Annotated in this window: 5 protein-coding genes and 1 pseudogene; all 6 read left to right on the forward strand. The window is 38.7% G+C overall.

What is annotated here, in order from left to right; translation table 11 throughout:
- The 6 genes and pseudogenes from BHV72_RS03820 (at position 1) to BHV72_RS03845 (ending at position 10538) form a co-directional block, all read left to right on the forward strand.
- The gene (locus BHV72_RS03820; RefSeq protein ID WP_122295345.1) at positions 1-2772 is read left to right on the forward strand and encodes a M60 family metallopeptidase; all 2772 of its coding nucleotides are present in this window, start codon (positions 1-3) and stop codon (positions 2770-2772) included.
- A 27-nt stretch (positions 2773-2799) separates the two neighbouring features.
- Complete coding sequence (locus BHV72_RS03825) at positions 2800-5274, forward strand: hypothetical protein (protein ID WP_122271786.1); 2475 nt, start codon at positions 2800-2802, stop codon at positions 5272-5274.
- A 9-nt stretch (positions 5275-5283) separates the two neighbouring features.
- Positions 5284-6531, forward strand: coding sequence for an alpha-L-fucosidase (locus tag BHV72_RS03830; RefSeq protein ID WP_122295344.1), 1248 nt, complete (start codon positions 5284-5286; stop codon positions 6529-6531).
- A gap of 261 nt (positions 6532-6792) precedes the next feature.
- Positions 6793-7089, forward strand: a pseudogene (locus BHV72_RS03835) (discoidin domain-containing protein); the annotation flags it as partial.
- Between the two features lie 18 nt (positions 7090-7107).
- Entirely contained in the window at positions 7108-10092 is a 2985-nt protein-coding gene (locus BHV72_RS03840; protein ID WP_286854805.1) for a glycoside hydrolase family 2 protein, read from the forward strand.
- Between the two features lie 224 nt (positions 10093-10316).
- A complete protein-coding gene (locus BHV72_RS03845) occupies positions 10317-10538 on the forward strand; it encodes a DUF4248 domain-containing protein (RefSeq protein WP_005676707.1) in 222 nt (73 codons plus the stop codon).
- The last annotated feature ends 728 nt before the right edge of the window (positions 10539-11266 follow it).

Genomic DNA, 11266 nt, shown 5'->3' on the forward strand with positions numbered 1-11266 from the left:
ATGAAAAAAATAATATTCTTTTTTTTTATGCTATTCTCTTTATGCGCAGTGGTAAGCGCCTGTTCCGATGAAAATGATAAAGGAACTAGTACTGCTACATTAGAAATAGTTGAAGAATTTGTAGATTTCAAGGAGAATGGAGAATCGCAAACGATTGTAATTACGACCAATCAAGCAGAATGGAGCGCTACTGTAGAGAGTAATGGTAAGGGGTGGTGCAGAATTCTTCCTGACATTAATCCGGGGAATCACAAACTTACTATCTCTGTTACCCCCAATACGGGAAAAGAACAGCGGAGCACGATTATTACCGTAAAGGCAGCAGAGTTATCGGAGAAAATAACTGTACGTCAATTGGGAACGGATAAAGGTATTTTACTTTCTCCTATGATGAAAACTTTTACTGCGGAAGGAGGAAAAATAGAGTTTACAGTAACAGCAAATGTAGAGTTTGAAATAATACCGACTGTTGATTGGATCACATTGCCGGTCACTACCCGCACGGCAGAATATGTGACTACAGATCATACATATTTTATTCAACGTAATAAAGGGGAAAAGCGTACGGGAACTATTACGGTAAAAGATAAAGCAAGTGATTTATTTTCAGAGTTAATTATATCTCAAGAGGCTTTAGGAGGATATGAAAGTGGTGAATCTAATATTCAAGGTGATCTATTAGTTCCGGTTTCCACAGGTAGTGCAGTAAATTCTTTGGGTAAAGTATCTCAGTTGGGGTCTTCAGGTTTTCATAGGACTTATGATGGAAGTAAAGAGACCGGATATCATTCCAATACATCAGAAGATGCTTTTCCTAATAATTGGCCGTTGACATTAACTTTTGAATTTACGGAACAACCTAGAATTGATTATTGCGTTTGTCATTCAGCGAGTAGTAATATATTAAAAAAAGCAGAGATATTTGTATCTACTGAGGCAGAACCGGAATACACAAAGTTAATGGATGTCGACTTATCCGGAAGTACTGTGGCACTTATTAAATTTCCCAACCCGATTATTAATCCGAAAGGGATTAAATTTGAGGTTACAGAGTCATCGGGTAAATATCTTGTAATAAAAGAAATGGAGTTTTATCGTCAGAATCCGGATAATTATGATCCTCTTAACTTGTTTACGGATATTACGTGTTCTGAGTTAAAACCAGGAGTTACCGAAAAGGATATAGATGCATGCCCTGATCCGCTTTTCCGTAATGTTGCTTTTTATCTCTCTATAAATAAATATCCGCGTGATTTTCGTATTCAGGAGTATAAAGCTTATCCACATCCGGAATTATTCCGTAAAGAAAACAAGACAAGTGCTGAACACGACTTACTGGATAATCCGACTGGAATTTTTGTAAATAAAGGAAAAGAAGTCGTAGTATTGGTAGGAGACAGTCATGGATATCAGCTTTCGGCTCGAATCTTAAATTTGAATGTACCTGGAGGGGATGGATTTAGTAATAACTATTCTTATCCTTTGTCGGAAGGGATTAATCGTTTTATGGCGGATACAGACGGATTGGTCTACATTTATTACCACACTCCTGAGTATAGGAATGCATTACCAATAAAGATACATATCCCGTCAGGACAAGTAAACGGATATTTTGACTCCGGAAAACACCAACCTTCTGATTGGAACCGTTTGTTAAATGCTGCAGTAGGACCGCATTTTGATGTGCTTGGTGAGAAAGCTCATTTGATCTTTCCAGTAGACAAGTTCAAGGCAAACACTCCGGATGGTAAGGCTTTAATAGATGCTTATGACAGGTTGGTATTACTTGAGCAACAATTTATGGGGCTGGAAAAATATGATCGAATGGATCCGAATCATGTTTGTTTTTCTGTCATGTATAATGATAGTTATATGTATTCTGCTGCTAATCATACAGGATATGTTGCTAGCACAATGAACATGATGTGTGACATTAGCCAATTTATACAATCAATTTGGGGACCGGCACATGAGGTCGGACATTCTAATCAGACTAAACCGGGGTTATGTTGGCATGGAATGGGAGAGGTGACAAATAATATTCACTCACTATATGTACAAACCTCCTTTGGAAATCCCTCTCGCCTACTTGATTTGTATAATGGGAAAACATATACCATATATGAGAAAGGGCTATCAGCCTTCTTCACACAACGTCGTCCGCATGTTGTGAAAGACGACAAGGTGGATGAATTAAATCAATTGATTCCATTTTGGCAATTGTATCTGTACACCAAGGCTATGGGGAACGAGGACTTCTATAAGGATTTGTATGAGTTGGTCCGTACTCGTTCAGATAAGGCGACTCCAGGAGAAAGCCAGCTGGAATTTACTGTTTTAGCTTGTGAAGCGGCCCAATTAGATTTAACCAAATTCTTCACCCGATGGGGCTTTTTCGAACCGGTAGATATTATAAAAAATGATTATGGGGAAAAGCAATTTGTAGTGACTGAAGAAATGGTCGATGATACCCAAAAGCGTATTGCTGCATTCGGATTTTCCCAACCAACGAAAGTTGTGGAATATATCACCGATGTCAATATTGATTGTTATACAGGTAATAGTGGCATTATAAAAGGTACTGCTCAAAGAGAAGGTCAAAAAATTATAATGATCAATTGGAGGAATGTAGCAGTTTACGAAGTTTATTCGGACGGTAAATTATGTTTTGTATCTCCAGCCTCCTCTTTTACTGTAAATGGAAACTTAGGAACTAAAGTTCAAGTCTTTGCAGTGTCTGCAACTGGAGAAAAAGTAGAAGTAACATTTTAATAATTATATTAATTAATAAAGAACAACATGAAACATTTTTGGACAGGTTTATTAGCCTTAGGGGTAGTCGGATGTACTGCACCACAACAAACACAAAAGGATAATATATCGGGAATTTATCCCAAACTGGCTTTTTATAATAATGAGGGCGAGTGCGGAACAGGTGCTGTGGTTCCTTGGGCAGGTAGTCTATGGGCTATCACCTATGGACCTCATTTACCTTTCGGGTCATCTGATAAACTATATCAGATAACTCCGGACAAGAAGATGACTGTCCGTTCGGAAAGTATTGGAGGAACACCTGCTAACCGACTGATTCATAAGGAATCAAACCAATTGAATATAGGTCCGTATTTTATTAACGAGTCTGGTAATGTCAGAGTTTTGCCTTGGCAGGAGGCTCCGGGACGATATACCGGTTCGGCTCGTCATTTGACAGATCCTGCCAATAAGATTTATATTGGCACGATGGAAGAAGGTTTCTATGAAATAGATGTTAATGCTTTGAAAGCTAAGGAATTATATAAAGATAGTAATGAAGCATGGCGTCTATATCGTAAAGACTCTAAAAATACCCCCAAACCCGTAGAATTACTGCCGGGAGCGCATGGTAAAGGATTGTATTCAGGACAAGGAGTGATGGTATTCTCAAATAACGGAGAGAATAGTGCCGCTGCTATGGAGCATTTTGATGCGTTATCCGGTTCATTATCAGAATGGGACGGCAAAGACTGGAAAGTCGTACGTCGTAATCAATTTGTAGAATTGACCGGTCCCGGCGGTATATACGGTAACACAAATCCGGAAACGGATCCTATTTGGGCTACAGGCTGGGATCATAAATCAGTGCTACTTGGAGTAAGAGATTCGCAGAAAGGATGGACCTTTTATCGTTTGCCTAAAGCAAGTCATTCTTATGACGGTGCACATGGCTGGAATACTGAATGGCCACGTATTCGTAATGTTGGTACAGATGATCAACCGGATTATCTGATGACTATGCACGGTTTATTCTGGCATTTTCCAAAAATGTTCACCGCTGATAATTCTGCCGGTATTCGTCCCCGTTCAAGTTATTTGAAAGTGATTGGAGACTTTGCCCGTTGGAATGATGAATTGGTGTTTGGTTGCGATGATTCTGCCCAAAAAGAATTTTTAAACAAACGTAAGGCAAAAGGAAATATAGAAGGTCCGGGACAATCCAATTCGAACCTGTGGTTCACGTCTTTGACTAAACCTGATGAATTAGGACCTGCTACAGTAGATGGAGCCATTTGGGAGAAAGAAGAAGTGCAAGCAAATATTTATTCGGATCCTTATATGTTTGCCGGTTGGGAGCAACGTTGTTGCTGGTTGCAAAATGATGGAGGGCAGGATATAACCTTTACATTTGAAATAGATCAGAAGGGAAATAATGTTTGGAAGGAACTGACTGCCGTGCAGGTAGAAGCTGGGCAATCGGCTTATCTGCCTTTTGCTGCTAAAGAGCAGGGAGAATGGATTCGTGTGAAAATAGACAAGGAAAGTAATGTGTCCGTAAGTTTCGTATATACTACAGTTGATACTCGTTCTTCCGCTTCTTCTTCCATATTCAACGGATTGTCAAAAGTATCGGAAGAAAATACTCTTGGAGGATTGTTATACGGCCTTGGCAAGAATAGAAGAGCTTTAGGTGTATTAGCTTCCAATATTGAAAACGGTAAAGTAATAGAAAACGGGTATTATGAGATGAGCGATACTTTGGCATTGGTGCGTAAGGATGATACTCAGACTGCCGATTTTATTCGTGAGAAATTTGCGATACCTCATCAGGTAGTTACTATTGACGAATCATCGGTTCTGATCGTTGACGACAGACAAAGACGTTGGCGTTTACCGTTGGGAGACGAAAATTACACTAAGTTGATTGGACAGGATGTGGTACGTATTTGTCGCGAAGTGGCTACAGAACGTGACTTATTTAATTGTCATGGTACTTTCTATGAACTACCTGCTGAAAATGCGGATGGTTATGCCAAGATTCGTCCGATTGCTTCTCATAATTTCCGGATTAATGATTATGCCTCTTACCGGGGAATGTTAGTGATGACCGGTATTGACCCTAAAAAGGATAAAGATAATGAACATATCATCGTGTCGGAAGATGGTAAAGCTGCCGTATGGGCAGGTGCTATTGATGATTTGTGGAGTATGGGCAAACCGACAGGCAAAGGCGGTCCTTGGAAAAACACTTTAGTAAAGGCAGGAGAGGTGTCCGATCCGTATCTGATCGGCTTTTATGATAAGAAGAATTTAACCTTGTCACATAATTCTCAAAAAGATGTAACCTTTACCATAGAAATTGACCCAACAGGTAATGGGAAATGGGTGAATTATACTACTTTGACTGTAAAACCTGGGGAGAAGTTGGCTTATGAATTGAAAGCTCCATTTCAGGCAAGATGGATACGCTTCTCGACAGATTCTGATACTAACGCTACTGCATGGTTGGAGTATAAATAAAAAATATATATGAAAAAGATTCGAATAAATTTATTTATTATTTGCCTTTTAGGCGTATTGGCAGAAGTCTGTGCTCAAGAAAGTACATGGCGGGAAATGCCTTATTTCTTAAAAGGATATGAGAAACAATATAAAAAATCTCCGAAAGAAGCTGCCTTGTCATGGTTTAAAGATGCCCGTTTTGGATTATTTGTACATTGGGGGCCGGCTTCTTTATACGGACAAGGCGAGTGGGTAATGTATAATAACCGGATTCCCATTAAGGAATATGAACAGAAAGCCCGGGAATTCAAAGGAGATAAGTTTAATGCTCAGGATTATGTGAATCTGGCTTTAGATGCAAATATGAAATACATTACTTTCGTTATTAAGCATCATGATGGGTTTGCATTATGGGATTCGAAAGCATCAGACTATAACAGTGTGAAGTATCCTTCGGGAAGAGATTTCTTAAAGGAACTGTCCATTGCCTGTAAGAAAGCTGGATTAGGTTTATTTATCTATTATTCTGTCGGGCTGGATTGGCATCATCCATATTATATTCCTAATACGATGTATGATCCGGCACGTCCTCATTATACGAAGACTCCGGAGGAATATAAATACTCTAAGCCGGAAGACTTTAAACATTATATGAACTTTGCAAAAACACAGATTATGGAACTTTGTACGATGTATGGTCCTATAGCGGGTTTTTGGTTTGACACAGTCGGAGGGGTTTATCAATATTCGGACCTGTTCAATATACAAGAAGTATATGATATGATTCATGCCATACAGCCTCATGCATTAGTAGTGTTTAAAACAGGTGCAAATGGGAATGAGGACTTTATTACAGGAGAGCGTCACTTTGGTTCTTTGGCACCGGTGTTCAAGAGTGTAGGATTACCTAAAAAGGTCCAGGATGCTGCTGACTATTCTTGGCAAAACAATAAGGCTAAACCGGCTGAATTGAATATCCCGATACAAAGTTTAGGTTGGGGGTATCACAGTAGTCCTAAACAGCGTCAGAAGTCAGCAAAAGAGGTAATGGACTTATTGGATTATTGTGCTAAAGTAAATGCAAACTTATTGCTGAATATAGGGCCTCGTCCGGATGGAACGATTTTGGAGGAGAATGTACGAGTATTAAAGGAAGTAGGGCGGAAATTAAAAAAAGATGGATTTCCGCGGCTTAATACTAAAGATTATATGAAGTACCGGGATAGTGCCAAACAAGAACGTCCGAAAGAAAAGGAGAACCAAACGGCTAATTAGGAAAAGCCTTTTGTAAAGTAAATAAGAACGTAATGGCAGATATTTGTAGGGAACACTATAATATCTGCCATTTTTATAAACTGATTATTTAGAATAAATAAATATGATAAAGAGAGTCTGTTATTTTTTAGTATTTGGTTATTGTTATCTGTTTCTATAACGAATGTATAGGCGTAAAAATAATCAAACATCTTTTCAATAGGCAAAATTTCATTTTCATTGTTCGTTCCGGTCTTTACGTTTGTGCAGAATGGGAAATGGGAGGTTTATATTTTAGGATCAGATGGCAAACCTGTCAGCCGTGAATCATGGAAAGTGATATATGCTGATAGCGAAGAGACGGAAAAAGGTAATTATACAGCGGATAAAGTTTTTGATTTACAAGAGTCTACCTATTGGAAAACTGTCGATAAAATTTCTTATCCTCACCAAATTGTTATAGATTTGGGTGAGAAACAGAAAATTACGGATTTCCGTTATTTACCCCGTGCAGAGAAAGGTGCTCCGGGACAAATCAGAAAGTATAAAATATATATATCAGACGGTTTTAAACTTTAGATAATAATTAGTTATATCATGAAAACGAAAAAGACATTAGCAATGGTAGGTATATTTTTGTTTTTAGCAATTAGACCTTCTGTTGCCTCTTCATTTACCGAACGGACTTATTTATTGCCCACTAGATTGGAGGGAAGTTGCCGGCCGGTGCTTCTGCTGAGTGGAACTTGGGATTTCAAATACTCTCCCGAAAGTCGCTGGACAAGTATTCAAGTCCCCGGTGAGGCAGCTATGCAAGGTTTTGCCATTGAACATGACAAACCATTTTTTTATAAGAAAGATTTCACGATACCCGCTGATTATGCAGGCAAACGGCTTATATTGCGGTTTGATGGGGTATATAGCCATGCCAGATTGAGTGTTAATGGAAAATTTGTTCGTGAACATCATGGTGGCTTTACCCGTTGGGAGACGGATATTACTTCTTTCGTACGTATCGGAAAGAAGAATGAGATACAACTGGCAGTAGTGGATCGGCTAGACGAAATTTCGTATGCTTCCGGATATGCTCATCATCCTATAGGTGGTATCCTTCGTGACGTAACCTTATTTGCATTGCCCGAATCCCATTTATATGACATAGGTGTGGAGACTCATCTTGATTCTTTATATCAAGATGCAGATTTACGTTTCTTTTGCAAGTTCTCCGGGCAGGAAAGCACGGAAATGGAGTTGCGTTTGAAAGATAAGTCCGGAAAGTATGTACCATTGTCGCAGTCCCGTTTTGCATTGTCGGACGGACAAAATATTTTTTCGTTACCTGTTAAAAATCCGCTTAAATGGGATGCGGAACATCCAAATTTGTATGAACTGGAAATAATTGTTTTTCAGAATGGGCAAGAAACCTCTCGGTTTAGTCGCAATATCGGTTTTCGTGAAGTCAAGATTATAAAAGACCGTATGCTGGTCAACGGTCATCAGGTGAAATTGCGCGGTGCCTGCCGCCATGATATTCATCCAACTTTGGGGCGTACCACTACTTTAGAGCTGGATAGTCTGGATGCGGTACTGTTCAAACAGGCTAATATGAACTTTGTCCGTACCTCGCATTATCCTCCTACTGAACGTTTTCTGGAGTTTTGTGACCGTTATGGGATTTATGTGGAAAGTGAAACGGCTGTTTGTTTTGTAGATACATATCGTCAGAAGAATTATAAGCCCGGCAGGTCGCAAAATGATCCGGCGTTTGCCGAACGTTATTTGGGTCAATGCCGGGAGATGGTAAAGAGTCTTCGTTCCCATCCGTCAATCCTGTTTTGGAGTATTGGTAATGAAAGTGCTTACGGAAGTAATTTTCAGTTATGTTGGGATTGGATAAAGGCGACTGATACCACTCGCCCTGTTATTTTTAGTTATCCGGGTTCGGCTGTAGAAAAAAAGGCAGAAATATTTGATATCTTAAGTATGCATTATCAGAATGTATATGGAAATGTAGGGCAGTGGGGAATGTCTACCCGTAATTTTCAGGGACATGGTATTCCGGCTTTATTTGACGAATGGGCGCATCCGGCTTGCTATACATATGCCACATTACAAACTGACCCCAATATCCGTGAATTTTGGGGGAAATCTCTTGATATGATGTGGAGTGGATTGTTTAATGCTCCGGGAGGTCTGGGAGGTGCTATTTGGGGATATGTGGATGAGACTTTCTCCTTACCGGAACCTAAATTCGGGACTTCATTCTGGAAAGAATTCGCACGTACTGCCAAGCTGCTGGATTATCAAGGAAATTGTGTGGGATATGGTGAATGGGGGATTGTTGATGTATGGCGTCGGCAAAAACCGGAGTTCTGGTCAACTAAAAAGGCTTATTCACCTGTTCGGTTACTTGTGGAGGATAATCTTTCATTTACTACCGGACAAAAATTGATGTTGACTATACATAACCGATTTGACCATACAAATTTGAATGAAATTCATGCTACCTACACTTATAGAGGTGTGACAAAATCTTTGGAATTGCAACCGGTCGCACCTCATACGAAAGGTATGATAGTCATTCCCGCTGAGCAATGGGAGAATGGAGAAACTTTGCAGGTCGAGTTTTTTACCGCTGCTAATGAGTTGATTGATGTGTATCGTTTTGTATTGGGAACGGAAAAGATAATTTACCCTTCCTTGCTCGCCGGACAAAATTTATCCGTAACAGATGAAGGTGACAAAGTGATTGTACATGGTAATGGTTTTGAAATACCTTTCGATAAAGAAACCGGATTGATTGTCAATGCAACAGTAGGAGAGGAAGTAATTATTGAAAAAGGTCCGTTCTTGAACTTGTATGTGAATTTGAACCACTTGACAGGGGCTGAAGTACGTAAAACGGCTAACCATTTTGCCACTTCTGATATTGATTGGAAAAAGAAATCTTTTGATTACAGTCAACAAAAGGACGGGGTCTGTATTTCTCTTACCGGGACTTATCGGGAAGTGAATGTTGATTTTGATATAAAAGTAACCTCGGCTGGTGAATTGTCTATAAACTATCGGACAGAGGGTGTTCCTAACGGATTCTTACGTGAAACAGGATTATCTTTCTATTTATCTCATAGTATACATCAGTTAAATTGGAGGCGCAAAGGGTACTGGAATTATTATCCTGTAGGAGCATTTGCAGGAAATGAGGGTGAGGCCTCGCTTTACGAATCGCAGCAAAAGGGATATGGTGAGAAACCTGTTCAGTCCTGGCAGGTTGATACGCACAATTATTACTATTGGGCTGACGCCGGTGCGAATTGTAAGGAACCACTAACTCAAATGGCAAAAGGTATGAAAGAAAATATTTATTATTATTCACTTTCTACTGGGGCAGAAGGTGAGCATCAATTATCAGTTATTTCTCAGGATGCTTCAGTGGCTTGCCGTATAAACAAGTGTGCCAATGAACAATTGATATTATATGCTAATAATCGTTGGGATTATCCTGAGATAGCATGGGGGAATTATTGTAAAACTTTGGAAGTATTGCCTTGTTACGGCCGGATTGATATAAGGGTTAGGTAGTAGGGCATTGGAATTTGTAGAACAACTATGAATTATTGAACTTTATTGACGCTGTATATGAATAAATAATTAATGTGTAATTTATTGGTTATCAATAGAATATTATTAATTTTACGCTTCGTTAATCTTCAACAGCCCGAATGACTTGACAAACGCTTTTTTATGTTGTATATTTGTAGATATAATAACAACAATAAAACTACAATTTAAAACTTAAAAGTGAAATGAGAAGAATCTTAGCTTTTGCCGAACTTGCCGTGATGTACTTCCCCGGATGTACTACCAGCAAGAACGCGGTACGTTGTCTCAGCCGATGGATTAAAGGTTGTAACCCGTTGGTCAAAGAACTTATGCCGACAGGGTATCTGCCCTACAATCATCGCTATCTGACGATGAAACAGTATAAGATTATAACAAAACACCTAGGTGATCCTTATGAGGATTAGGGTATAAATAACCCGACAAAGAGCTTAAGGCTGCAAACTTTTAGGAGTTTTGCAGCCTTTTTTGTTGCATAAATTTGATCTGAAAGTGCTTAAATGCTATATGAAAGTTTATAATAAACTGTCGACCCGTTTATAATAAACGATGAAGGTTTTTATTATAAACTTAAGAATGGTTTTTGCACAAATGATAAACTATTTTCAATAGAAGATGAATGGGAAAGCATAGATTCTTTTTATTTGTCATTCTATATGGTAATTTTTAGGGACAGTTGTTCGTATGAAAAAAGAATACAAGATATTCTTTATATTGGCAATCATAATATTATTCTAGGTTTTTAGGGGGCATTCTCATAATTATTTTATGGATGCAATCAAAGAGTTTATATTATCTATTTTAGATTTTTGTCAGTTAGACTTAACCGATTGAGAAATAAACTTTTAACGAACTATTTGAGAAGTAGCGGTAACGAGTTAGCAACCGTGCGAATTTCAGCGTTTTGCGTTGCTATGCTGTCAAATAACTCTTTCATTTGCAAATATAGGGTTTTTTTTCGAAAGTACGAACTATCGGTGGCAGTTTTATAAAATCAGCTAGCGAAAAAACAAATAGAATTTTCCAAAATAGCTTTGGATAAGCCATTAACGAAATACTTTCTTTTAAGAGCACAGTGGTTTACCCAATAAAATTATATACCTTTGTGACAAGTTAAAGAAGATGTCGCAATGAA

The organism is Bacteroides sp. 43_46 (genome assembly GCF_001915455.1).
Taxonomy (GTDB): Bacteria; Bacteroidota; Bacteroidia; order Bacteroidales; family Bacteroidaceae; genus Bacteroides; species Bacteroides caccae.